This window comes from Actinomadura meridiana (assembly GCF_039537545.1).
Lineage (GTDB): Bacteria > Actinomycetota > Actinomycetes > Streptosporangiales > Streptosporangiaceae > Spirillospora > Spirillospora meridiana.
Genome location: NZ_BAABAS010000026.1, coordinates 362,887 through 386,742 on the forward strand (window position 1 = coordinate 362,887; position 23,856 = coordinate 386,742).

General features: G+C 68.9%; 27 protein-coding genes. 10 read left to right on the forward strand and 17 right to left on the reverse strand.

Annotated features, from left to right (window positions below):
* Positions 1-3 precede the first annotated feature (3 nt).
* Entirely contained in the window at positions 4-804 is an 801-nt protein-coding gene (locus tag ABD808_RS33640) for an LOG family protein (protein WP_344905796.1), read from the reverse strand.
* 133 nt (positions 805-937) lie between these two features.
* Complete coding sequence (gene dapE, locus ABD808_RS33645) at positions 938-2,002, reverse strand: succinyl-diaminopimelate desuccinylase (RefSeq protein WP_344905799.1); 1,065 nt, start codon at positions 2,000-2,002, stop codon at positions 938-940.
* Between the two features lie 23 nt (positions 2,003-2,025).
* On the opposite strand from dapE, the gene ABD808_RS33650 reads away from it, so the two are divergent.
* Positions 2,026-2,709 (forward strand): 4'-phosphopantetheinyl transferase family protein, encoded by a 684-nt coding sequence (locus ABD808_RS33650; RefSeq protein WP_344905802.1) that lies wholly within the window; start codon positions 2,026-2,028, stop codon positions 2,707-2,709.
* On the opposite strand, the gene ABD808_RS33655 is transcribed toward ABD808_RS33650, so the two are convergent.
* Entirely contained in the window at positions 2,699-3,535 is an 837-nt protein-coding gene (locus ABD808_RS33655) for a 2,3,4,5-tetrahydropyridine-2,6-dicarboxylate N-succinyltransferase (RefSeq protein WP_344905805.1), read from the reverse strand. The genes ABD808_RS33650 and ABD808_RS33655 overlap by 11 nt on opposite strands.
* Before the next feature lie 44 nt (positions 3,536-3,579).
* Here ABD808_RS33655 and ABD808_RS33660 point away from each other — a divergent pair, with 44 nt between their 5' ends.
* Positions 3,580-4,494, forward strand: coding sequence for a hypothetical protein (locus tag ABD808_RS33660; RefSeq protein ID WP_344905808.1), 915 nt, complete (start codon positions 3,580-3,582; stop codon positions 4,492-4,494).
* Between the two features lie 49 nt (positions 4,495-4,543).
* Here the strand turns inward: ABD808_RS33660 and ABD808_RS33665 are convergent, their stop codons facing one another.
* From ABD808_RS33665 to ABD808_RS33675, 3 genes are read right to left on the reverse strand one after another with little or no spacing between them, the layout of a single operon-like run.
* Complete coding sequence (locus tag ABD808_RS33665) at positions 4,544-4,738, reverse strand: DUF397 domain-containing protein (RefSeq protein WP_344905810.1); 195 nt, start codon at positions 4,736-4,738, stop codon at positions 4,544-4,546.
* Between the two features lie 2 nt (positions 4,739-4,740).
* Entirely contained in the window at positions 4,741-4,914 is a 174-nt protein-coding gene (locus ABD808_RS33670) for a DUF397 domain-containing protein (protein WP_344905953.1), read from the reverse strand.
* A 17-nt stretch (positions 4,915-4,931) separates the two neighbouring features.
* The gene (locus tag ABD808_RS33675; RefSeq protein ID WP_344905812.1) at positions 4,932-5,771 is read right to left on the reverse strand and encodes a helix-turn-helix domain-containing protein; all 840 of its coding nucleotides are present in this window, start codon (positions 5,769-5,771) and stop codon (positions 4,932-4,934) included.
* Between the two features lie 155 nt (positions 5,772-5,926).
* Here ABD808_RS33675 and ABD808_RS33680 point away from each other — a divergent pair, with 155 nt between their 5' ends.
* Entirely contained in the window at positions 5,927-6,124 is a 198-nt protein-coding gene (locus tag ABD808_RS33680) for a hypothetical protein (protein ID WP_344905814.1), read from the forward strand.
* 104 nt (positions 6,125-6,228) lie between these two features.
* Here the strand turns inward: ABD808_RS33680 and ABD808_RS33685 are convergent, their stop codons facing one another.
* Complete coding sequence (locus ABD808_RS33685; protein WP_344905816.1) at positions 6,229-7,695, reverse strand: MFS transporter; 1,467 nt, start codon at positions 7,693-7,695, stop codon at positions 6,229-6,231.
* Between the two features lie 162 nt (positions 7,696-7,857).
* On the opposite strand from ABD808_RS33685, the gene sigJ reads away from it, so the two are divergent.
* Positions 7,858-8,745, forward strand: a complete 888-nt coding sequence (gene sigJ, locus ABD808_RS33690) for an RNA polymerase sigma factor SigJ (RefSeq protein WP_344905818.1) — start codon at positions 7,858-7,860, stop codon at positions 8,743-8,745.
* Here the strand turns inward: sigJ and ABD808_RS33695 are convergent.
* Genes ABD808_RS33695 through ABD808_RS33710 form a run of 4 tightly spaced genes read right to left on the reverse strand, consistent with a single transcriptional unit; the run spans position 8,697 to position 12,766 of the window.
* Positions 8,697-9,434: a DUF3800 domain-containing protein gene (locus ABD808_RS33695; protein WP_344905820.1), complete on the reverse strand. Its 738-nt coding sequence runs from the start codon at positions 9,432-9,434 to the stop codon at positions 8,697-8,699. The genes sigJ and ABD808_RS33695 overlap by 49 nt on opposite strands.
* A 55-nt stretch (positions 9,435-9,489) precedes the next feature.
* A complete protein-coding gene (locus ABD808_RS33700) occupies positions 9,490-10,494 on the reverse strand; it encodes an ROK family glucokinase (protein WP_344905821.1) in 1,005 nt (334 codons plus the stop codon).
* Between the two features lie 44 nt (positions 10,495-10,538).
* Positions 10,539-11,873, reverse strand: a complete 1,335-nt coding sequence (locus ABD808_RS33705; protein WP_344905823.1) for an ROK family protein — start codon at positions 11,871-11,873, stop codon at positions 10,539-10,541.
* The gene (locus tag ABD808_RS33710; protein WP_344905826.1) at positions 11,873-12,766 is read right to left on the reverse strand and encodes a hypothetical protein; all 894 of its coding nucleotides are present in this window, start codon (positions 12,764-12,766) and stop codon (positions 11,873-11,875) included. The genes ABD808_RS33705 and ABD808_RS33710 overlap by 1 nt, the downstream gene beginning before the upstream one ends.
* Positions 12,767-13,179: 413 nt before the next feature.
* Here ABD808_RS33710 and ABD808_RS33715 point away from each other — a divergent pair, with 413 nt between their 5' ends.
* Genes ABD808_RS33715 through ABD808_RS33725 form a run of 3 tightly spaced genes read left to right on the forward strand, consistent with a single transcriptional unit; the run spans position 13,180 to position 16,076 of the window.
* Positions 13,180-14,397 (forward strand): glycosyltransferase family 4 protein, encoded by a 1,218-nt coding sequence (locus ABD808_RS33715; protein ID WP_344905828.1) that lies wholly within the window; start codon positions 13,180-13,182, stop codon positions 14,395-14,397.
* Entirely contained in the window at positions 14,376-15,671 is a 1,296-nt protein-coding gene (locus ABD808_RS33720; RefSeq protein WP_344905830.1) for an MFS transporter, read from the forward strand. Before ABD808_RS33715 ends, ABD808_RS33720 begins: the two co-directional genes overlap by 22 nt.
* A gap of 30 nt (positions 15,672-15,701) precedes the next feature.
* The gene (locus tag ABD808_RS33725; RefSeq protein WP_344905833.1) at positions 15,702-16,076 is read left to right on the forward strand and encodes a VOC family protein; all 375 of its coding nucleotides are present in this window, start codon (positions 15,702-15,704) and stop codon (positions 16,074-16,076) included.
* A 76-nt stretch (positions 16,077-16,152) separates the two neighbouring features.
* On the opposite strand, the gene ABD808_RS33730 is transcribed toward ABD808_RS33725, so the two are convergent.
* Genes ABD808_RS33730 through thyA form a run of 3 tightly spaced genes read right to left on the reverse strand, consistent with a single transcriptional unit; the run spans position 16,153 to position 18,022 of the window.
* Entirely contained in the window at positions 16,153-16,602 is a 450-nt protein-coding gene (locus ABD808_RS33730) for an HIT family protein (protein WP_344905836.1), read from the reverse strand.
* The gene (locus ABD808_RS33735) at positions 16,599-17,129 is read right to left on the reverse strand and encodes a dihydrofolate reductase (RefSeq protein WP_344905839.1); all 531 of its coding nucleotides are present in this window, start codon (positions 17,127-17,129) and stop codon (positions 16,599-16,601) included. The genes ABD808_RS33730 and ABD808_RS33735 overlap by 4 nt, the downstream gene beginning before the upstream one ends.
* Positions 17,126-18,022 carry a thymidylate synthase gene (thyA, locus tag ABD808_RS33740; RefSeq protein WP_344905842.1) on the reverse strand — a complete coding sequence of 299 codons (897 nt, stop codon included), beginning with the start codon at positions 18,020-18,022 and terminating at the stop codon, positions 17,126-17,128. The genes ABD808_RS33735 and thyA overlap by 4 nt, the downstream gene beginning before the upstream one ends.
* A 192-nt stretch (positions 18,023-18,214) precedes the next feature.
* Between thyA and ABD808_RS33745 the strand changes: the two genes are divergently transcribed.
* Positions 18,215-19,627, forward strand: coding sequence for an adenylyltransferase/cytidyltransferase family protein (locus ABD808_RS33745; RefSeq protein WP_344905845.1), 1,413 nt, complete (start codon positions 18,215-18,217; stop codon positions 19,625-19,627).
* Here the strand turns inward: ABD808_RS33745 and ABD808_RS33750 are convergent.
* Positions 19,611-21,044, reverse strand: coding sequence for a WGR domain-containing protein (locus ABD808_RS33750; RefSeq protein WP_344905848.1), 1,434 nt, complete (start codon positions 21,042-21,044; stop codon positions 19,611-19,613). The genes ABD808_RS33745 and ABD808_RS33750 overlap by 17 nt on opposite strands.
* A gap of 43 nt (positions 21,045-21,087) precedes the next feature.
* Positions 21,088-21,282: a hypothetical protein gene (locus ABD808_RS33755; protein WP_344905851.1), complete on the reverse strand. Its 195-nt coding sequence runs from the start codon at positions 21,280-21,282 to the stop codon at positions 21,088-21,090.
* A gap of 146 nt (positions 21,283-21,428) precedes the next feature.
* On the opposite strand from ABD808_RS33755, the gene ABD808_RS33760 reads away from it, so the two are divergent.
* Positions 21,429-21,716 carry a deaminase gene (locus tag ABD808_RS33760; protein WP_344905854.1) on the forward strand — a complete coding sequence of 96 codons (288 nt, stop codon included), beginning with the start codon at positions 21,429-21,431 and terminating at the stop codon, positions 21,714-21,716.
* A 249-nt stretch (positions 21,717-21,965) separates the two neighbouring features.
* Positions 21,966-22,175, forward strand: a complete 210-nt coding sequence (locus ABD808_RS33765; RefSeq protein ID WP_344905857.1) for a hypothetical protein — start codon at positions 21,966-21,968, stop codon at positions 22,173-22,175.
* An 83-nt stretch (positions 22,176-22,258) separates the two neighbouring features.
* On the opposite strand, the gene ABD808_RS33770 is transcribed toward ABD808_RS33765, so the two are convergent.
* Positions 22,259-23,848: a protein kinase domain-containing protein gene (locus ABD808_RS33770; protein WP_344905860.1), complete on the reverse strand. Its 1,590-nt coding sequence runs from the start codon at positions 23,846-23,848 to the stop codon at positions 22,259-22,261.
* Positions 23,849-23,856 lie beyond the last annotated feature (8 nt).

A 23,856-nucleotide genomic window follows, 5' to 3' on the forward strand; every position in this document is an offset into this window, starting at 1 on the left:
ACGTCAGTCGCCCGCGGCCTCGGCCGTCTCGGCGGTGGCGCGCGCCTCGATGATCGCCTGCTCGGCGCGGGTGTGGCCGTCGATGATGATCTGGACGACCTCCTCCGGGTCGTCGGTGAGGTGCATCAGGTCGAGATCCTGCGGCGAGATCTTGCCGCTGGTCAACATGGCCTTCTCGATCCAGTCGAGCAGGCCGCCCCAGAACTCCGTGCCGACGAGCACGATCGGGAACCGGGTGATCTTCTTGGTCTGGACGAGGGTGATCGCCTCGAACAGCTCGTCCAGCGTCCCGAACCCGCCGGGCAGCACCACGAACGCCTGGGAGTACTTGACGAACATCGTCTTTCTGACGAAGAAGTAACGGAACTCCAACCCGATGTCGAGGTGGTCGTTGAGCTTCTGCTCGAACGGCAGCTCGATACCGAGACCGACCGACAGCCCGCCATTCCCGTCGCAGCCCTTGTTCGCGGCCTCCATGATGCCGGGGCCGCCGCCGGTGATCACGGCGTAACCGGCGTCGTGCAGCCGGGCGCCGATGTCCACGGCGAGTTCGTACTCGTCGGTGCCCGGCTTGGTGCGGGCGCTCCCGAAGACGCTCACTGCCTTGGGAAGTTCGGCGAGCAGACCGAAGCCCTCGACGAATTCGGCCTGGATGCGCAGCACGCGCCACGGGTCGGCGTGCACCCAGTCGGCCGTGCCTCGGCCGTCGAGCAGGCGCTGGTCGGTGGTGGTCGGGGGGACGGCCCGTCCTCGCAGCATGGCCGGTCCCTGCCGGCGCGAGCGGGAGTTCACTTCCGATGTCATGGATCCACGTTAGTAGGCACCAGGGCCCCCGCACGCCGTGACAACACCAGCCCGACTCGTCCCTCTTCACCGGAAACGGAACCGCACACGGCAACGGCCGCCCCCACATCCGAGAACGGTCATGCGCGTGAGGCTAGCCCGCCGCCTCCAGCCAGGCGCGCATGCGGCGTTCGGAGTCGGCGATGAGGGGGAGTTCGACGTACTCGTCCTTCGTGTGCGCGAGGGTCGGTTCGCCGGGGCCATAGTTGACGGCGGGGACGCCGAGTTCGGCGAAGCGCGCCACGTCCGTCCAGCCGAGCTTGGCGCGGACGTCGGCGCCGCTGGACGCGACGAACGCGGCCGCCGCCGGATGGGTCAGGCCGGGACGGGCCGCCGCCGCGCAGTCCGTGACCGTCACCTGGAATCCGGCGAAGATTCCCCGAACGTACTCCTCGGCTTCCGCGGGAGACTTGTCGGGCGCGAACCGATAATTCACCGTGACGACGCATTCGTCCGGAATGACGTTTCCGGCGACGCCACCGCTGATGAAGACGGCGTTCAGGCCCTCGCGGTATTCGAGACCGTCCACGATCGGATGGGACGGGACGTAGGCGCGCAGAACGTCCAGGATCCGTCCGGCCGAATGGATCGCGTTGGAGCCCATCCACGCCCGCGCGCTGTGCGCCCGCTCCCCCACGGCCGTGACCTCGGCGCGCAGCGTGCCCTGGCAGCCGCCCTCGATCAGCCCGCCGGTCGGCTCCATCAGCACCGCGAAATCGCCCGCGAGCAGGTCGGGACGGGACACCGCCAGCAGCCGCAGCCCGTTCCGCTCGGCCTCGATCTCCTCGCAGTCGTAGAACACGTAGGTGATGTCGCGGGTCGGCCGGGTCACGGTCGCGGCGAGCCGCAGCGCGACCGCGACGCCGCTCTTCATGTCCGTCGTCCCGCACCCGTAGAGCCGGTCGCCCACCACCCGCGAGGGCAGGTTCCCGTTCAGCGGCACCGTGTCGAGATGCCCGGCCAGCACGACCCGTTCGGGCAGGCCGAGGTCAGTGCGGGCGACGACGCTGTTCCCCACGCGCTCCACCGTGAGGTGCGGAAACACCCGCAGCGCCGCCTCGACGGCGTCGGCGAGAGGTTCCTCCGCCCCGCTCACCGACTCGATGTCGACGACGGCCGCCGTCAGGTCCGCGACGTCCGAGAACAGATCCAGGCCCATGCTCAAGTCCTATCATCGCCTTCGTGGACCTGCCTGTATTGGAGTGCGCCGTCCATTGGGCGCGCCCCGCCGACACCCCCGACATGCGCTCGCTGCTCGCCCCTGGGGAACGTGATCGCTACGACCGTTTCATGCGTCCCGCCGACAAGGCCCGTTTTGTTACCGGACGCTTCCTTGCCCGCACCGTCCTCGCCGAGGCCACCGGGCTCGACCCGAAGACGATCCGGTTCACCACCGACTGCCCGCACTGCGGCGGCGCCCACGGCAAACCCCGCCTGTCCGGGACGGAGCTGGACTTCTCGCTCTCCCATTCGGGTGACCGCGTCGTCGTCGCCGTCACCGAGGGCGCCGAGGTCGGGGTGGACGTCGAGGAGGAGGGCGACCGCGACGTCGACCGGCTCGCCGAGATGGTCCTGGCCGGACCCGAACGCGCCGCCCTCGCCGCCACACCCGACCCCAAAAGGGGCTTCCACCGCTACTGGACCCGCAAGGAGGCGCTCCTGAAGGCGACCGGGCACGGGCTGGCCGCCCCCATGACCGACATTCACGTCTCGTCCCCGAACGAGCCCGCCGAGGTCGTGTCCTGGACGGGCGAGGCGGCGGTGTCGCCCGTCCGCCTCGCCGACCTGTCCCCCGGCCCCGGCTACGCCGCCGCGGCCGCCGTGCTCACCGACCGTCCACTCAGGATCGTCGAGTTCACGTGTTGATGCCGTGGTCCCGCAGGATCTCGTTGAGGGACGCCTTGTCGTGACGCTGTCCCTCTTCGAGCCGCTTGAGGATCAGCACCGCCGGAAGCCCGAACGTCCCGCCGGGGAACTCCTTGTAGCGGGTCCCGCCGACGGCGACGCACCAGTCCGGAATGCGGCCCCGGCTGATCTCCTGCCCGGTCTCGACGTCGATGACCGGCATGGACGCCGACAGGTTCGTCCCGGACCCCACCATGGCGCCGCGTCCCACCCGGGCGCCCTCCACGATCATCGAGCGGCTGCCGATCATCGCGTCGTCCTCGATGATCACCGGCTTGGCGTTCGGCGGCTCCAAAACGCCACCAATGCCAACGCCACCCGACAAATGCACGTTCTTACCAATCTGAGCACAAGAACCCACGGTCGCCCAGGTGTCCACCATCGTCCCGGAATCGACGTAAGCGCCGATATTAGTGAACGACGGCATCAGCACCACGCCCGGGGCGAGATGACAGCCCCACCTGGCGATGGCGCCGGGCACGACGCGCACCCCGTCCAGCCGGGTCTTCAGCGGAATGCGGTCGTGGTACTGGAAGTCGCCGACCTGGGAACGCACCATGCCGAGCACCTTGAAGCTCAGCAGGATCGCCCGCTTGGCCCGCTCGTCGACGAGAACCTCGTCGGTGCCGGGGTCAATGTGGGCGACGCGCGCCTCGCCGGTGTCGAGCTGGTCGACGGCGGCGACGATCGCGGTGCGCGCGTCGCCGTCGTCCGGACTGAGGTCGGCGCGCCGCTCCCACAGCTCGTCGATGACGCCGGAGATCGGGCTGGTGAACGTATCGGTCATGGGCCACGAGCTTAGTGGGGGCCATCTCCCGGTACCGTCTTCGCGTGGCTTCTTGGGCGAGGATGAAGGCACGTCCCGAGCAGGGGCGGGACGGCGGAAGGCACCCCGGACGCTGGTGGGCCGCCGGCGTGTCCGTCGTGGTGCTGCTGCTCGGCGTCGGCGCCTACGCGCTGTTCCAACGAGCCCGTCCCTACCTGCACGGAACCGGCTGTGAGGTGAGCACGAGCACCGGCAAGATGCCGCTCGACCTCGAACAGGCCGCCAACGCCGCCACGATCGCCGCTGTCGCGTTCCACCGACGCCTGCCCGACCGCGCCGCCGTGATCGCCTACGCGACCGCGATCCAGGAGTCCCACATCCGCAACCTGCCGGGCGGCGACCGCGACTCCGTGGGCATGTTCCAGCAACGCCCGTCCCAGGGCTGGGGCAAGCCGCAGGAACTTCGCGACCCGGTCAAGTCCACCGAGAAGTTCTTCAAGGCCCTGGTGAAGGTGAAGGGCTACCTCGACCGCGACCTGCACGACGCGGCACAGCGCGTCCAACGCAGCGCGGACGGCACCGCCTACGCCCGCCACGAGGACGACGGCGAACTCCTCGCCACAGCGTTCACCGGCCGCGAACCCGCCGCCGCCCGCTGCTGGTACCCACCCGGCAAGCGCATCACGTCCCGCCGCCCCGACGCCCTCCGCGAATTGCGCCGCGCCTTCGGCACCAAACTCACCATCAGCGGCCCCGCCCCCCTGGGCGAAAAGACCCCCTCCACCCCAGACTCCTGGAACGCGGTAAAAGCCCCCAACCCCCGCACAGGCTGGTCAATAGCCTCCTGGGCCGTAACCCACGCCCAAACCTACGGCCTAACCGAAATCCGCTACGCAGGCCGCCACTGGCAATCCACCGCCGGCCACGACGGCTGGACAGAAGACAAACAAGCCCCCACCACCTCCGTAATCATCAGATAGCCCCAGAGGAACCTGCGCCACCTAGACCGCCTCCGCTGACCTCTGGGTTCTATTCTCCCCGCATCCGACCGATCAACCGACGCGCCTCTTTCAGCGGAATCGCCAGGCGAGGGCCGTCCGGATCCTTGGAGTCCCGGATCAGCAGGCCCCCAGGAATGGAAGTGACTTCCACGCACTCGCCGCCAGTTCCGTCGCTGTGGCTGCTCTTGCGCCACCGAAGAAATGGCAGGTTCCCGTTGTTCATGGCTACTCTTCCCGCACGCGGTTCATAAGGTCTCTCGCCGCCGCCGATGTCAGCTGGAGGTAAGAGCCGCCCGGATCCTTGGAGTCTCGGACCAGCAATGTCCCGGGAGCAGCGGCAACTTCCACGCACTCGCCTCCGGTGCCGCCGCTGTGGCTACTCTTACGCCAACTCAGCATCGACTGGTCCGGTTCTTTCACAGATACTCCTCGCGCGCTCGGCTCATGAACTCGATGGACTCGTTCTGGCTCAGGGCTTCGCTCACCGTCGTGATGAAATGTATCCCCATCTTGAAGGTCTCGTCTCTACTATCAGTGAGGAAGCTGACTGTGCCTGACTCTACGTAAAGGAGATCAGGCTCCTTCGAGAAGCTCAGCAGGATGCTGCTGCCTGCCAGTGCGGTGGGGGTGACACGGTCAAACGGCATGACCAGGATCTGGACATTCGGCCTCCGTGCCATGCTGACGAGATGGTCGATCTGGTCTGCCATGATCTTCGGACCGCCGATCGGCCGCCGCAGCACGGATTCGTCTAGGACGAATATCGCTTGCGGAGGGTGCTCACGGTTGAAGATCTGCTGTCGCTCCATGCGTCCCGCGACGCGAGCGTCGACAATTTCGGCTGGTTCATTCTGGTCCATGACGCCAGCCGCATAGCCCTCAAGCTGGAGAAGGCCTGGGACGAGCTGTGCCGCAACGGCACGGACGCTGATAGCCCGTCGCTCCTGCATGCGGAAGCTGTCGAAACTCGCGTGGAGGACGCGGTTGCGTCCGGCGCGGCGGATGGTTTTGTAGATGCGGTTGAAGTGGCCGTCCTCGCGCTCCCAGCCTTCGGTTTTGAAGTAGGTGTCGAGGTCGAGAGCGGTTTGTGGGGAGACGGGCTTGGTGGCCTTCTCCAGCTGGCATATCCACTGGGGGGTGCAGCCGAGGGCGGTGGCCAGCTGGCCCTGGGACAGGTCGGCGCGCGTGCGTGTTCTGCGTAGTTCCATGCCGAAGTGCACGCGCAGGGCGTCGGGGTCGTGCTGGTCGCTGGACATGGCCGGGGAGCCTCCGTCGCTTGGTTGACGGGCGTCATGGGGGGTGACGGGTCGGTTAACGCAGCTTCGTAGCCGAGAGTAATCGTCAGACAGCACTCTGTCTCGTGAATCGAGAAACGGCTGACGGCGATCGGCTGCGAAGGGGCAGGTCAACGATGAAGAACACGAGAACGGCGGCGATCGAACAGGACTTCCCCGCCTGGATGGTGTGGGTGTCTCAGCGCAACGTCTTCTGGGGCGCCGTCCAGCGGGATCGGCGTTCGGCCGGGCCTCGGACGATCATCGCCGACTCGGAGGACGAGCTGCGCGCGGAACTGGGCGTTCTGCGGGCGGCCACGGAGCAAGGCCGGTGAGTTCGGCTGACGTGCTGCGGGGATCTGCGGTCTGTGGTTGAGCCGGGTTTCTCAGGACGTCTGTCCTGAGAAACCCGGGTGGTCGGTTCTCTCGTCCTTTCTTGTTATTTGGCGGGGACGGGGGTGGGCGCCTCGGCGGGGGTTGTTGTGGTTGCTTCGCCGTGGGTGTTGGCGCTGCGGAGGGCTAGGACGGCGGCGACTGCTAGGAAGATGCTGCATACCAGGAGGGCCCTTGCGAAGCCGGAGGTTAGGGCTTCTGGGGCGGGCTTGCCGTTGGCCAGGAGGGTGTTGGTGTGGGATGTGGCGACTGCGGAGAAGATCGCTAGGCCCAGGGCGCCGCCGATTTGTTGTGAGGCGTTGAAGAGGGCGGCTGCTAGACCGGCCTGGTCTGCGGGAACGTTCGCGTTGGCTGCGGTGGTGATGGAGACGAACGCTACGCCCAGGCCGAATGAGGTGACCATCAGGCCGGGGAGGAGGTCTGTGAGGTAGGTGCCGTCTACGGGGATGCGGGATAGCCAGAAGATGCCTGCGCCGGTTACCAGGAGGCTTGCGACGATCAGTACGCGGGTGCCTAGGCGGGTGAGGAGTTTTGGAGTGATGCCTGCGGCCATTCCGACGCCGAAGCAGAGTGGGAGGTAGGACAGGCCGGTCTTCAGGGGTGAGTAGCCGAGGATGTTGACCATGTAGAGGCTGAGGAAGAAGAACATCGAGATGAGTCCGGCGACGGCTACGAGGTAGGCGACGTCGGTGACGGCCAGGCCCCGGACTTTGAAGATCGACAGTGGGAGTAGGGGGCTGTGGTGGCGTTGCTCGTTGATGGTGAACGCGATCAGGAGGGCGGCGGCGCCTGCGAGGCCGCCGATGGTGCGGGGCGCGTCCCAGCCGACTTCCGGGGCCTTGACCAGGGTGAAGACGAGCAGCAGCATGCCGCTGGTGACGAGGATCGTCCCGCCGATGTCGAAACGGGCGAGGCGGGCGGAGCGGCGGTCGCCGTCCACGAGGGCGAACAGGCCGATGGTGACCACGACGCAGAGGGGGGCGTTGACGAGCATCACCCAGCGCCAGCCGGGGCCATCGGTGAGCAGGCCGCCGAGCAGGACTCCGGCCGCGCTGGCGCCGCCCGCGACGCCGCCCCACGCGCCGAGGGCCTTGGCTCGGTCGCCGCCCTCCTTGAACGTGGTGGTGAGGATCGAGAGGGTTCCGGGCAGCATCAGCGCGGCGCCGATGCCTTGCGCGAGGCGTGCTCCGACCAGCATTCCGGAGTTCACGGCCAGGCCGCCGGTGAGGGACGAGAGTGAGAACAGGATCGTCCCGGTGAGGACGACGCGGCGGCGGCCAAGGAGGTCGGCGAGACGGCCGCCGAGGAGCATGAAGCCGCCGTAGGTGAGCAGGTAGCCGCTCGGCACCCATTGGAGGTCCTGGACGGAGAAGTCCAGGTCCCGCCGGATCGCGGGCAGCGCCACGTTGACGATCGAGGCGTCGATGAAGTCGAGAAAGGCGATCGCGCACAGGAGCGTCAGCGTGAGCTTGCCGCGTCCTGTCGCGAGGAACGATGAGTGGGTGTCCGTCATGGAAGCCTCCGAGTCGGGTTTCGTCGCGTTCCATGAGCGGATTCGTGCGCGGGAATGTGACATGGGCGTCCGGATATGAGGTTCACATCACATTTCGGCCGGGGATGTCACACTTTGGACGGCGTCGCAGCTCTCAGGGGGGAGCGCACAGGAGGTCGAGCCATGCTCGAAGGCACCGCCGAGGACGCCGCGACCCGGGTGTTCGCCGATCACCGGGAGCTGCTGTTCTCGATCGTCTACAACCTGCTCGGGAGCGTCGCCGACACCGAGGACGTCCTCCAGGACACGTGGTTGGCGTGGGCGGCCAGGCATCGCGCCGGTGCCGGGGACGACATCGAGAACCCCCGCGCCTACCTGGTGCGGATCGCGGTGAACGCGGCCTTCGCCCGGCAGGCCGACATCAGCCGACGGCGCGAGACGTATCCGGGGCCGTGGCTGCCGGAGCCGCTGGTGAGCGAGGCGGACGCGGGCGTGGCCGCCGAGCGGACCGACGCGGTCTCGATGGCGTTGCTCGTCGTGTTGGAGACGTTGACCCCGCTGGAACGGGCGGTGTTCGTCCTGCACGAGGTCTTCGGGTACGCGCACACCGAGATCGCGGAGATTCTCGACCGGAGCCCGGCCGCCGTCCGGCAGCTGGCGCATCGGGCGCGTGAGCATGTGCGGGCCCGCCGTCCGCGCCACCGGGCCGACCCGAAGGTGCGCAGGCAGGTGACCGAGCGGTTCCTTCAGGCGGCCCTTGGTGGGGATCTCGGGGCGTTGCTGGAGCTTCTGGCTCCGGACGTGACGTTCTGGCGGGATTCCGGCGAGGCGCGCGGCCCGCTGCGTCCCCTTCATGGGCGCGAGCGGGTGGCCCGTGTGATCGCCGCCCACGGGAAGGACGCCGAGCGGCTCGAAGTCCGCTACCGGACCGTCAACGGCGACCCGTCCGCCGTGCTGTTCGACGCGGACGCGCCGTTCGCGGTGATGGTCCTCGACGTGGACGGTGATCGCGTCACGGGCGTCTACGCCGTCGCCAATCCGGACAAGCTCACCCATGTCGACGACGAGTGATCGTTGGTGGCGGGGCGGGGCGCGGGGACGTGGGGGGTGAGCATCAGGGGGCGGCCGTTGATGTCGCGGCGGCGTAGAAAGGTGTCGTACCAGCTGGAGACCAGTTCTCTGCCGGGGGATCGTAATAGGTGCTGGTAGGACGTCCACGCCACGAGGTCCACGGCTTGCAGGAGTTGCTCGTCCCCCAATTGTTTGAAGATCGGCTCTCTGAGGTTTCGGAGTTCGAGGGCGCGTGATTCTTCACGATGACGGCGGCTTCCCTTGCCGTCGACGAACAGTATGGCCTTGGTTTTCCTGGTCGCGAGGAAATTGTCCAGGTGGGCTAACGTGTCTCGATAGAGAGCGAATCTCTCGCTGGTGAAGGCCTTTTGTTTCTTGTGGGTGTGCCGGTAGACGGTTCCGATGTGTAACTGCGGGCAGTCGCCTAGGACGTTGAGCATCAGTTCGCAGGCGGCGGCCCGGTCTGTGCGGGATCCGTCCAAGGTTTTGACTCCGCTGCCTCTGATGAACTTGCGCGCGTGCAGCGGGTAGTCGACGGGGATTCCGTAGTCGCGGGACAACGGCTCCCGTGCCGCGACGCGCCATGTCCTGTTCACGTGGTCTGCGTTCTGTGCGTCGAACGCGATCCAGGAGTAGGTGAGGATTCCGGCGTTCTCGCTCCCGGATTCGTCGAGGTAGAAGTGGTACATGATGCTCCTTTCTCGCGCGGGTGAGGAGGCCGTGGTTTCGGGAGGTTCTCCGCCTTTACGGGACGGGCGCGACCGGTTTCAGTTCGTCCAGTGCCAGGGCGGCGGCGCCGATCACGCCCGCTTCGGGGCCGAGGGCGGCGGGCACCAGGGGTGGCAGGCGTCGTACGTCGCGTCCGACCACATGCCGCTGGTAGGCGGCCTGCGCGGGGGCCAGGAGCAGCTCGCCGACGTCGACCAGACCGCCGCCGAGGATCACGATCTCGGGTTCGAAGTTGTTGACGATGGACGCGATGCCGAGCCCGAGCCACGTGCCGAGTTCCTCGAACAGCGTGCGGGCGGTCGGGTCACCGTCCTTGGCGGCGCGCGTCACGATCTCGCCGGTGACCTCGCCGCCGACGGCGAGGCGGGCGATGGCGCCGTCCGGGTTGCGCGCGGCGGCCTCGCGGCCCAGACGGCGCAGCGCGGTGCCGGACGCCTCCGTCTCCAGGCAGCCGAAGGCGCCGCAGCCGCACCGGTTGCCGCCGCCCGGGTTGATGATGGTGTGCCCGACCTCGCCGCCGAGCCCGGTCGCGCCCCGGAACAGGTCTCCGTTGACGATGACGCCGCCGCCGATCCCGGTGCCGACGGTCAACACGACGACGTCGCGGTGGCCCACGCCCCGGCCGAAGCGCTTCTCGGCCCAGGCCGCCGCGTTGGCGTCGTTGTCGACCACGACCGGCAGGCCGGTCGCCTCGGCCAGGCGGTCCTTGAGGGCCAGGTCGCGGTAGGCGTTGTTGGGCGCGGACGCGATGTGTCCGGTCGGCCAGGTGACCATTCCGGGCGCGCCGACGCCGATGGTCTCGACGTCCGGATACCGCGCGGTCAGGTCACCCGCCATGGCGGCCAGGACGGCGACGGTCTGCTCGGCGTCCGCGTGGGCGGGGGTGGCAACGTGCCGGGCCTCGACGAGGTCGCCGCGACCGGTGACCACCGCACCGGCGATCTTGGTGCCGCCCACGTCGATGCCGATCGCCGTGCGAAGCGGCCCCGTGTCCGGACCGGACGAGAACGTGCTGCTCATTTACTGAACTCCTTGAAAGAAGCGGGCAGGCGGGTATGGCGGGGTCAGTTCGATCCGTTCTGGCCCTGGACGGTGCGGGCCACCACGTCGCGGATCACGAGCGTCGCGGCGCCGCGCGGTCCGTTCCAGCCGTTCTGGTTGTCCTCGTCGCGCACGGCCACGATCGAGTCGACCGCGTCGGCCACCATCGGGTGACCGGCCACGACCTCGTACATCGCCTCGTGGACGATGTCGTTGATGACGACGTTGCTGTGGCCGTCCTTGACGGACGTCGTGATCACCTGACTGCTGCCGGTGAAGATGACCGTGCCCGGGTCGGTGACGGCGAACAGGTTCACCAGGGCGTGGCCCATCGCCTGCCCGGCCTCCTTGAACCGCGCGACGATCTGCTCGTCCCCGTCACGGGCACGCTGCTGGGCCTCCTCGAACGACATGCGTAGTTCACGTTCGATGTAGGCGGGCCCAACGACGGCTTCCAGACAACCCTTGCCACCGCACCGACACGGGACGGGACGTTGGGCGACAACGGTGTGACCGATCTCGGCGACCCGTCCCCTAGCTCCACGGACGAGTTCCCCTTGGAGGAGCAGCCCGCCGCCGATGCCCTCCTCAGCGATGTACACCACGGCGTAGGACTCGGTCTTGCGGCCTTCCGCGAACCAGCGCTGAGCGACAGCGAGGGCGTTCACGTCGTTGTCGACCACCGTGTGCAGGCGGGTTGCGTCCCGCAGCCGCTGCCGGAGCGGGATCGGGTCGGTCCACTCGCCGCCCCAGCGCAGGTTCGGGGAGAACACGACGGTGCCGGAGCGCCCGTCGATGTGGCCGCCGAGTTCGACGCCCAGCCCGAGCAACGCCTGTGCTTCCTGGTCGGGGTATTCGGCGACGAGGTCGTTCTTCAGCTCGTCCACGAGGACGCGGACGGCGTCCACGACCGCGTCCGGATTGACCGGGTTGCGGCGCGGTGTCGAGGGCAGCGGAACCTTGCGGAGATCGGTCCGGGGCTCGCCGCGCAGGTTGGTCACCAGGCCCTGCACCCGGTCGGGACGGATCTCCACCCCGACGATGTAGTTGCCCTCGCCGTTCACGCGAAGCACGCTCGGCTGCCGCCCCCGGGTGCCTCGGGACGGCTTCTCCTGCGTGACCAGCTTCTTGGCGACGAAGAGCTTGACGATGCCCGCGACGGTGCTCTGCGCCAGCCCGGTGACCTCCTGGAGATCCTTGGCGGCCGGGCCGTCGATCATGACGATCTCCTCGAACAGCCGCTGCTGGTTGCGCTGCGTGATCTCCTTCAGCGGGTTGGGCCGGTCACCGCCGCGCTTGGGCAGCGCCTTCTTCCGAACGGCCAGCGAGACGCCGAGCCGGGTGAGGGGATGGGACATCAGAAACCACTCCTGAACAGGTGGAAGAGGACGTAGGCGAACGGGAGGAGCAGGGCGATGATCGCCGCGGCGGCCACCTCGGTCGCCAGCTGCGCCGTGACCGCGCCGACCCCGGTGCGCAGCCGCCGCGTCAGCATCCTGCGCAGGCGGCCCCGGGCGAGCCGCTGGCAGGCGGGACAGCCAGCCGCGCCGGGCCGATGCAGGACGACGCCGCCGTCGACCTCCACGGCGAGGCCCGTCCCGTCGGGTCGCGGACGCGGAGCGCGGCCCGCCAGCACCGGCGGCGTCTCGCCGGGCGCGCCAGCAGGGGAAACGAGGAAGGCGGTGAGCGCGCCGGTCGCGTCGTCCTCGCTGACCAGGCAGTCGACGTAGGTGCCCTGCGTCAGCCCCCGAGCGTCCTGCGGGAGCATGGCGGCGTCGCGTCCGTCCGCGAGGTTCACCAGGCCCGTCCGGTAGGAACCCGGCGTGGTGATCACAACACCCTGCGAGGTTGTGGGCTGGGCCCTAATGGCCGGACGCCAGACCGAAATCAGACCGTCTTCAAACTGCGTCGTCGAACCCGTGAAGTAGGCCACGAAGTGGAACTCCAACCCGGACGGGAGGGTTTGGGCATCTGGGCCACACGTCCGCACGGCACCCCCGATCTGGAAGGCCCACCAGGTCGCCACCACGTCGCCCTGCCGCCGCGCCTCGACGGCGCAGTACTTCAGCTTGCCGGCGGCGGCCAGCACCTGGAGGTCGTGCACCAGGGCGTCGACCTCGCCGGGCGTCGCCGCCCATCCGTAGGGCGCGGCGGCTCCCAGTACGGCCTCCACCTGCTGCCTTGCCTCGTGTCTCGCCCAGTAGGCACGGTTGTCGCGGACCACAGCCGACCCCCTCGTCAGTCGCTTCATCCGGCTCGCATCTGAGCCCCGCGGATGTCCGCGACCGAGGTCGTCCTCCGGGTGGAGGGCGGTGGGTGCCAACGTGTCCAGCTATCGCATCGTCATTGATTGGCTGTCCGGAGGTAAACGTACAACGCCATGTGTTGCACAACAACCCTTTTTCATCGGACTTCGATGAAAATCAGCCATCGCCATCTGACGAAGGTCGAAGATCAGAGGCGTTCGCCCTGGTCAGCACGCACTTCCCCGTCGAGGCGTCCGGTCGCGGCCTGCCGGAAACATCAAGCACGTGCCGACAGAGTGCGTGCCAACCGTGCACCCTGTCGGCAGGGCGCCTGCCGACAGGGTGCACGGAGGTGGGGGCGGACGCGGGCGGGTGGGCGTGGGTGCATGAGGGGCGCCTGCGAGGGAAACGGGGCTTCATGGAGATACCGCGGACTCTCGTGGTCACCGGGCACTTCCCGCCGGAGCCCGGCGGGGTGCAGACGTTCACGTGGGAGCTGGTGCGGCGGCTGCCCGCCGACCGGCTGCTCGTGGTCGCGCCCGCGTGGGCCGGGGCCGCGGAGTTCGATCGCGGGCTGGACTTTCCCGTCGTCCGGCGGCGCTGTTACCTGCTGTTTCGCGGGCTGCGGCGGCTCGTGGCGCGGTACGGGATCGAGGTCGGCTGGATCACCGCCGCCGCGCCGTTCGCGATGTACGCGCCGTTGGTGCGGGCGGCGGGCGTCCCCCGGCTGATCGGGTCCACGCACGGGCAGGAGGTCGGCTGGTTCCGGGCGGTGCCGACGCGGGCCGCGATGCGCGCCGTGGCCCCGGCCTTCGACGCCTTCACGTTCCTCAGCGCCGGGACGCGCGGCGAGATGGCGGCCGCGCTCGGCGACCGGACGCGGCTCGTCCAGCTCGCCGGGGCCGTCGATCCGCTGCGTTTCCGTCCCGGGCTCGACGGTGGGGCGGTTCGGCGCAGGCATGGGCTCGGCGCCGGTCCGGTGGTTCTCAGTGTTTCGCGGCTGGTGCGGCGTAAGGGGCACGACCGGCTGCTGGACGCCTGGCCGGAGATCGTCCGGCGCAGCCCCAACGCGCGGCTCGTGATCGTCGGGGACGGGCCGACGCGCCGCCACCTCGCCGACCAGGCCGCGCGGACGTCACCCGGCACCGTCACGCTGACCGGGCCCGTCCCCGCCGCCGACCTGCCGCGCTACTACGCCGCCGCCGACGTGTTCGTCCTGCCATGCCGGGACGACCGGCGCGGCCTCCAGGTCGAGGGGCTCGGGCTGTCGGTGCTGGAGGCGTCGGCGGCCGGGCTGCCGGTCGTGGTCGGACGGTCCGGCGGCAGCCCAGAGTCGCTCGTCGACGGACGCACCGGCGTGCTGGTCGACGCGACCCGTCCGGACGGCCTGGCGCGCACCCTGAACGAGCTGCTGGACAACCCGGCCCGCGCCCGTCGGATGGGGAACGAAGGCCGTCGCTGGGTCCGCGAAAAGTGGAGCTGGGATCGGGCGGCGGCCCGGCTCGCGTCGCTCCTGTGCGGCGCCCCCGGCCAACCGCCGTCCCGCCGGGAAGGGCGGCCCCTGGAGGCGATACCGGACGCGATACGGGACGCGGTACGGGAGGCCGGCCCCGCATGGGACTCAAGGACCAGCTGAACCGTCCCGACTTCCGGCGGCTCATGGTGGGACAGACCGTCTCCTCCCTGGGCGACTGGATGGGGACGCTCGCCCTCATGTACTTCGTGCTGGAGCTGAGCGGTTCCACCACGGCGGTCGGCGGCGTGCTGGTGCTGCGCCTGCTCCCCTCGGCGCTCGGCGCGCCGGTCGCGGCCCGGGTCGTCACCCGGTGGCGGCGGCGCAGCGTGATGATGAACGCGGACCTGATCCGGGTCGGGATGGCGGTGGCGCTGCCCGTCCTGCCGTGGCTGTGGTGGGTGTACTTCTGGGCGTTCGCCATCGAGGTCGTCAGCCTGTGCTTCCTGCCCGCCCGGGACGCCGCCATCCCCTTCCTCATCGAGGACCGGGACGAGGGCAAGCACGGCGCCGAGCACGACACGGGCACGCTGGAGGTCGCGAACGGGATCACGATGGCGACGTCCTACGGCATGATCCCGGTCGGCGCCGGGGCGTTCGGGCTGATGCTGTGGGTGTCGAACAACGCGGGCTGGGAGGGCCACTGGCGGTACGTCGTGGTGTTCTGGCTGAACGCGCTGAGCTATCTGCTGTCCTATGTCGCGATCCGGTCCATTTCGGATCTCGGGCCCGCGCCCGGGGAGCAGTGGGCCGCCGAGAAGGAGAAGAAGCAGGGCGGTTTCGTTGACGCGCTCCGGCTCCGCGTGGTGCGCGGCGTGCTGCCCGGAGTCGCGGTCGTCGCGCTGGGGCTGGGCGCGCTGTTCTCTCTTGGCGTCGTTTTCGTTCAGGACGTTCTGGACGCGAGCCCCGTCGACTTCGGCGTCCTGGTGGCGCTGTTCGGCGTCGGCGCGGTGGCCGGGCTGATGATCGTCCGCCGGGGCCGGTGGAACCTGATGACGCAGATCAGGACGGCCACCGCGCTCCAGGGCGCGACGATCGCCATGATGGGCCTGATCGCCTCGGTGACCTGGTCGTTCGTTGGGGCCGTCGTGTTCGGCGGGGCCGCCACCGCCGCGCTCGTCGGCGGCATCACCTACCTTCAGGAGAGCCTGGAGGGCTACCGCCGCAACCTGGCGTTGACGGCGTTCCACGCCGTGCTGCGGTTCGGGTTGGCGCTGGCCGCGCTGCTGTCCGGCGCCGCCGCCGACCTGCTCGACCGGGCGCACGTGAGCCCGCTCGGCGTCGTCCCGACACGCCTCGTGCTGGCCCTGTCCGGGCTGGTCGTCATCGCTGGAACGTTCCTCATCCGGTCACCGCCGGACAGCGGACCCGAGCGCACCGTGACCCGGCCGAAGTGAAATGTCACTCGCTCGGGATAGAAGGGCCTCATGGACTTCAAACTAGAACTGGTGACGGTGCCGGTCTCGGACATCGACCGCGCGAAGGCCTTCTACACCGAGAAGGTCGGCTTCAACGCCGACCACGACCATCGGGTCAACGAACAGCTCCGCTTCGTCCAGCTGACCCCGCCCGGGTCTGCGTGCTCGATCGCCATCGGCACCGGCCTGGAGGACTCCATGGCCCCGGGTTCGCTCCAGGGGCTGCAACTGGTCGTCGCCGACGCCGAGGCCGCCCGCGTCGAGCTGGCCGGACGCGGGGTCGAGGTCAGCGAGGTGCACGACTTCCCGTGGGGACGCTTCGTCTTCTTCAAGGACCCGGACGGCAACGGCTGGAACGTCCAGCAGCTCCCACCCCGCGACTGACCCGGCGGCCGACCCGGCCGCCGATCCCGCGACTGACCTGCGTCACCGCTGGACGAAGGTCACCGCCAGACGAAGGTCACCGCTGGACGGCGGAACTGAACCTCATGCGGACGGGCGAGTCGGCCGCCGTGGCCGGGTCACCTACGAGAAGGTGCACGTGGAGGTGCCGGATCGTGCCTCCGGTCAGCTCGCAGCGGCCGTTGCGGACGCCGAGCCCGTAACCGTCAAGGCCGTATTTCTCGCGCGCGTAGACCAGCGCGTCGAAGAACCCTGCCCGGGCTTCGCCGGAAAGGTCGGCCAGGTCCGTGACGTGCTCGCTCGGGATGAGAAGCAGATGGAGGCTGGTGCCCTGGTAGGGAAAGTCGTTGGGGGCGATCGTCCACGACTCGCTGCGCCAGACGGGTTTGAGCCCGGAGTGCTCGGCGAGGCCGTCCGGGCAGAAGAGGCAGACTCCGCGCCGCTCCAGGTCTTGCATGCGGAGCAGCTGCTCTTCCGTCCGGTGGTTCTCCACGCAGTAGAGGCTCACGCGCCGTCCCGCCGCCGGTACGTGATGATCGTGAAGGGCACGTCGCCGCTCTCCGCGCCCGCGTCCTGCGCGCCTGCGGGGTCCCGCTCGACCTCGGTGAACCCGTCGAGCCATCCGGGGGGCATGCTGACGTCCCCGTCGTAGTCACGGTGGACGCGGGTCAGAACGATCCGATCCGCATACGGGAGAACGGCCTCGTAGACGGCTCGGCCGCCGATGGCGAACACGTCCCCTCCCCCATGGCGACGCGCGACCTCGATCGCCTCGTCCATGGACGACGCCCAGTGCACGTCGTTCGCGGGCACGGCGTCCTGAGCCGACCGGCTCACGACCACCGACGTCCGCCCCGGCAGCGGTTTCCCCAGCCGGTCCAGGATCGACTCGTAGGTGCGCCGCCCCATCAGGACGGTGTGACCCATCGTCAGCCGCTTGAAATGCCGCATGTCGGCGGGGATGTGCCAGGGAAGGGCCCCGCCCGCCCCGATGACGTCGTTCTCCGCCGCCGCGACGACGATCGTGACCGTCATGTGGCCACCGGGATCCGCGGGACGGCCGGATGCGGCTCGTAGTCGGCCAACTGGAAATGGTCGGCGCGGAAGTCGTGGATGTCGCGGACCTTCTTCCCGTCCTCGGTCAACGTCACCGTGGGCAGGCGTCGCGGTTCCCGCTCCGTGAGCGTCCGCACCGCCTCCGACTGGTCCTCGTAGATGTGCGCGTCGGAAATCGTGTGGTAGTAATGCGACGCCTCGATACCGGTGAGATGCTCCAGCATCAGCGCCAGCGCCGCGTACTGCACCATGTTGGACGGGACGCCGACCGGAACGTCCCCCGACCGCTGGAACATGTGCAGATGCAGCCCCCCGCCGAGGACGCGCACATGAACCCAGCCGTGGCAGGGCGCGATCGTCGAACCGCTCACCTTTCCCCGTCCCCGCGTCTGGTACTGCGGGATCCACGGCGAGACGAAATGGGTTCGGATGTCGGGCAGGTCGCTGATCTGCTCCACCAGATGCTTGAACTGGTCGAACCCGCCGCCGTCACCGGTCGGGAAATCGTGGAAGGCCGCGCCGTACGACCCGGGCCCGAGGTCACCGGGCGGCAGCCCGCGCGAGGACGTCTTCTTCTCCGTCGCCCACGGCCCCCACCAGTCGCAGCCGAACTCGGCCAGCTCGTCCAGCGTGCGCGCCCCATTGATGAAGGCGCACAACTCCCCGATCGGCTTCTTCCAGAAACGTCCCATATCTCTGTCGGTAATGAGTGGAAACCCATTAGAAAGATCATAGGAAAGCGTCTGCTGCATCAGCGTCACGGCTTTCGGACCCTGCCGGGTGGGAGCCAGAATGCCGTCATTCGAGATACGGTCCAGCAGGTCCCGATACTGCGAATCGGGAGTCCGCCGCTCCACGGGCTTGTACATCATGGATTCACTCCCGCACTACCACGAACCGACCCCCGCCGAGCCGGACTGACGAGGCTACCAGCCGACCCTCCTCCCACCCCTGCCGACACCCGCGACGTGACACCGCAGGCCAGGTGCCCGGGACAGGCCCCGGTACACGCGCGAAGCGCTACGATGGCACCGGTAGGTGACCTACCGACGTGAGGGACGACATTGTTCTACGAGGGCCTGTTCGACGACGCGTCCAGCTTCGATCAGCGCTTCGTCACCGACGAGACGAGGCTGCGGGAGATCGTCTCGGCGCTCCGGACCCTGGGTCAGAAAATCGTCCTCACCAGCGGCTCGTTCGACATTCTCCACGAAGGCCATTCCCGCTACCTCGAAGCGGCGCGCGGATACGGCAATTTCCTGATCGTCGGCGTCGACAGCGACGCCAAGGTCCAGGCCAGAAAGGGACGCCACCGTCCGGCCGTCCCCGAGATGGAACGCCTGCGCATGGTCACCCACCAGCGCGGGGTCGGCCTGGTCACCCTGAAAAGGGAAAGCGACCCCAAATGGCATCTCATCAAGCTCGTCCGGCCCGACATCCTCGTCGCGACCGCCGAGACCTACACCCAGGACGAGATCGCCGAACTGGAGTCGAAGTACTGTGGCCGCGTCGAGGTCCTCGAACGCATGTCGACCGTGAGCACCTCCGCACGTCTGCGCCGCATCCAGCTCGGCGCCATCGACTCCCCCGCCGCGCGCCCCGCCGAGGCCGGTGACCGCGACAAGCAGGTCCTCCTCTACCTCCCCGTCCTCACCTCGGCGTTCGAGTCGTTCCTGGACCGCCACGGCGACGCCTCCGAGATCCTGATCCTCGGCCGAGGCTTCGCGGAGAACTTCCCGGTGATCCGCAAGGACATCCGCGCCCTGCACCCGGACCGGGCCGCCGACTACCTCCGCCACTCCCACCCCTCGACCGTGATCACCGTGGTCGAGCCCGCCGACCTCCCCGACGCCGTCCACGCGGACGACCTCACCGTCCCGGACGACGCCCTCATGCACGACGTGGTCGACGCCTACGGCCTCGCCACCCGCACGAAGGTCACCTTCGACCCGGTCTTCCTCTTCTGGGACCGCGAATGGAGCCGCGCCCAACGCCCGGCCTCCTACGACGGCACGGTCACCACCGAGGAACTCCCCCGCGAATACACGGCCCTCGCGGAGGCCCTCGCGTCCCGCAGCTCCGACTGGTGGCGACGGGTGGGCGCCCTGGTAGTGGGCGAGAACGGCATCATCGACGAGGCCTGGAACCACCACCTCCCCACCGAATACGCCCCCTACATCGACGGCGACCCCCGCAACAACTTCCAACGCGGCGACCGCCCCGACCTCTCCACCGCCATCCACGCGGAGGCGTCCATCATCAGCCGAGCCGCCCGCAAGGGCGTCTCCCTGGAGGGCGCCGACCTCTACGTGACGACCTTCCCCTGCCCGGCCTGCGCCCGCCTGATAGCCGAGTCCGGCATAGCCCGCTGCTTCTTCACCACCCCGTACTCCCTCCTGGAGGGAGACCAGATCCTCCGCTCAGCCGGAGTCGAACTCATCTGGGTCCTTGGAGAACAAGCTAGAGAAGGCGTTTGATCTCGCCGTAGGCGCGATAGAAGCCGCCGCGCCCGGAGGTGCGGACGCCTTCGACGGCGTAGCGGGCGCCGGGGTGGCGGATCTCCTTGGGGAACTGCACGTTCCAGGCTCGCTCGTACCCCTCGGTGATGACTCGCACGCGGAGCCGGGAGCCGTCCTGGTAGCACTCCAGGACGACGGCGTCGCCGGGCTGGGAGGTGGTCTCGAGAACCGTCACCGGCTCGGTCGTCGGCAGTGACGCCGCGACCTTCACGTCGACGGGCCTGGGGACCGACCCTTGCTGGGCCGCGTGAATGGCCGCTTCGGAGGCGTCGACACAGGCCAGCGAGCCGTCGGTGGTGACGATGTAGACCCGCTCGTTCAGGAACTGCATCGAGTAGGCCGAGCCGTGGCCCGTAGCGAGTTTCCACAGGCGGGTACCGTCCTCGTCGAAACAGTAGACAGAGGAGTGGTTGTCGCCCGCGAACACGTAGCGGCCGTCGGGGGAGGCCGCGCAGGAGAAGACGGCGGCGTCACAGCGGTAGACCGCTTCGACCTCGCCGTTGCCCTTGGCCAGTCGGTAGACGTCGTTGTTGCCGGTCGCGGCGTACACCGAATGGTTCTCCTGCCAGCCGAACAGCACGTTGCCGCCGACCGGTGTCCGCCAGATCGGCCTGCCGTCGGACGCCGCGTAGCAGGCCACGCCGCGTGAATGGCCGTGAAAGACGGTGTCGCCTTCGGCGTCGCACCGCACCATCCAGGCCGAGTCACCGTCGACGTCACGTGACCATTGGTACTCGTCTTCGTGGTCGACGGCGGTGACGCGGCCGTTGCGGTCGGACACACCGAGGATCGCGTCGTCGATGTCCAGCCAGTAGATGTCGACATCGGCGGAGATCTCGTAGGCCACGTGCGGGACCTTGCCGCTCAGGTCGTACACCCTGCCGTCGTCGCAGCCGGCGTAGATCCAGAAGTCGTCGGCGACGATGCACTTCACCCCGTCGGGCAGCCGATACCGGCCGGTCACGGTGCCGTCGGTGGTCACGGTGTACACGTCGCCGTTCTGGTTGCCGACCCAGCACCGGTCCTGGTCGACGAAAATGCCGAACGCGGCGGCGCCGGTGGCGAGCCGCCACAGCACCGGTGCCTGGCGCGCGGTCGACCTGCTGCTCACCATGACACGCCTGCTGACCGGGCGGGCCTGCCGCACGCCCCGCACCGCCGGCGCGTAGCCCTTCCTGGTCTTCTCCGCGATCTTCTTGGCGGCCGCCGCCTCGGCCTTGGCCTCGGTCGCGAAATCGGACGCCTTCGTCTGGCCGGACGCGCCGATCCTTCCGTAGGTAATGGTGACTCGGGTGCCGGAACGGACCACCTCGTAGAACTTGTGAGCGGACGCGTTGTCTTCGGACAGCTCAAGGTACGTGCGGTGCTCCGCCATTCCAGCCTCTCGATCTAATGGTGCGACCCCCTTGGGTCGGGCGTCACCGACAGTACAGATCAGGTCCGACAGCAGCGGACGGACGAACGGCAGGCACGGGTCCCACGGCATCGGCGGACATTCCCGGCCCGGCGGGACGCGACGCGAACGGCAGCAGCCGTTCGTACGCCCCGGCCACGTCGGGCCGGTCCTCGGGTTCCTTGGCCAGCATCGCGCACAGCAGGGTCTGGATCTCCACGGGGACGTCGGGCCGCGCCTCCCGGATCCGGGGGCGGTTCTGAACGCACGTGATGCCACTGGTACGACCGGGACGCGGAAATGGTGCGCGGCTCGCCGTGACGGTCCCGCTGGACCTCGCCGACCTGGCCCACGAAGCGCAGAACCATGTCATCAAGATCGGGCCGACCGAGATCTGGCTCCCCGGCGAATTCGCCCTGGACGCCGCCCATCCACGCGGGGGCGTCCATCATCAGCCGAGCCGCCCGCAAGGGCGTCTCCCTGGAGGGCACCGACCTCTACGTCACAACCTTCCCCTGCCCGGCCTGCGCCCGCCTGATAGCCGAGTCCGGCATAGCCCGCTGCTTCTTCACCGCCCCGTACTCCCTTCTCGAAGGCGACGAAGTCCTCCGCACGGCCGGAGTGGAACTCATCTGGGTCGACATCACCCCCTGACCCACCCACTTTCGGCAACTTTGCCCACTTCTTTGGACAGCCCCATGCGGTGATCATGTGAGGCACCCCCCACCCATCAAGGGAGTGCCCACCATGAGACGACCCTTAGCTCTCGCCTCACTCGCCCTAACCGCAGCCGCCTGGACAACCGTCCTCGCCCCGTCATCCGCGTCCGCGACCGAACTCCCAGGCTGCCCGGAAACCAAACTGTGTGTCTGGACAGAGCCCTCCTTCGAAGGAAAAGTGGCCATGCTCCGACCGGGCGGCGGCTGCGTGAACGCGGAGGACCCGATCCGATCCGCCGCCAACACCTGGGCGGGCGGCGGCCCGGGCATCCCGGTCGTCCTGGCCGTCTACTCCGGCAAGGACTGCACCGGCGACATGCTCGTCAACCTGTCACGCGGCGCCTCAGCCCTCGCCCTCCCCGACGACGGCCAAAGCACCTTCTCAGCCTGGTAAACCCGAAGGACACCCCGACAGGACGTCAAGCACCTGGGGCTTGACGTCCCACCACACCCACCCCACCCCCGATCCACCCACCGCTATCGTCCGGGTCCGTCGAGCAGCCGGGCCAATCGGGCGAGGTAGGTCTCAAGGTCGGCGAGCATCGCTTCGGCGTCGTCCGACCGGTAGCGGCGGATCGCTTTCCGCATCCGCGATTCCGCGTCCACGAGCAGGTCCCGGCGCCTGCTCACCGCGTGGAGGCGCATGAGCGACGCCAGCGCGTCGAGATGGCGGTCGACGGCGTCCCCGTCGGACGGCTCGAACGGCGCCTCGGCGACATCGCGGAACGCCTCGACCGCGCCGCTGACGTCGCCCAGTTTGTCCCGGCACTGCGCCAGGTAGTAGCGGGCGATGTGCACGTCCGGGTCGTTCGGCCCGTACTGGTCGGCGAAATAGTCTCCCACCTCGGAGAACAGGGCGGCGGCCTCGGTGTGACGACCTGCCACGAACTTGGCGGAGGCGAGCTTGAACGACAGCTCGTGCTCGGCGTCGGGGCCCGTGGCGCGTGCACGGGCGTCCTCAAGGAGGTCGAACGCCTCCACGTAGAGATTCTCGTGCAACAGCGTCTCGACCCGTTCCGCGATCTCGTCGATCTCCCGCTCGGAAAGCCCCGGGGCGGCGGACGGCTCGGACGGCGGAGCCGGGACGACCCGCGGGCGGCGCGCACGGGTTCCCAGCGGACGGACGAACGGCAGGCACGGGTCCAGGTCCGCGGCATCGACGGGCATTCCCGGCCCGGCGGGGCGTGAGGCGAACGGCAGCAGCCTTTCGTACACCTCGGCCGCGTCGGGCCGATCCTCGGGTTCCTTGGCGAGCATCGCGCACAGCAAGGACTGGATCTCCTCCGGGGCGTCGGGCCGCGCGTCCCGGATCCGCGGCGGTTCCGAATGCACGTGATGCCATTGGTGCGACCGTGACGCGGACTCGGCGAACGGCGGGCGTCCCGTGAGCACCTCGAACAGGACGCAGGCGAGCGCGTAGACGTCCGACGTCGGCCCGATCGTGTTGCCGAGCGTCTGCTCGGGAGACATGTACGGCGGTGTGCCGACGGTCGTCCCGACCTGGGTGAGCCGTGGGTTGTCACCGGAACCGAGGAGCGAGGCGACACCGAAGTCCAGCACCTTCACGATGCCGCCGGGTGTCAGCATGAGGTTGGACGGTTTGACGTCCCGATGGACGACGTCGTGCCGGTGCACCTCGTCCAGCACGGAGGCGATCTGCGCGCCGATCGCCGCCGCCCGCGCGACGGGCACCGGGTCCGTCTCGTGGTCGGTCTCGTCGATGAGGGTCTGGAGTTCGCGGCCGTGCAGGAGCTGCATGGCGATGAACAGGCGTCCCTCGGACGGGTCGACACCCGCGTCGTACACGGCGGGGATGCCGAGATGCTCGATCGCCGCCGTCGTGCGGACCTCGCGCAGGAACCGCTCGCGGCGTGTCTCCAGTGCTTCGGCCCGCGCCCACGGCTGCGACGGACGTTCGTCGAGCATCATCTTGATGACGACGCGGCGCCCGCCGAGGCGCTCGTCGTAGGCCTCCCAGACCTCGCCCATGCCGCCCGCGCCGATGGGGGCGCGCAGCCGGTACCGGCCTGCGACGACCCGACCGGCCGACTCGTCGGGGTGTCCCATGGGAGGCA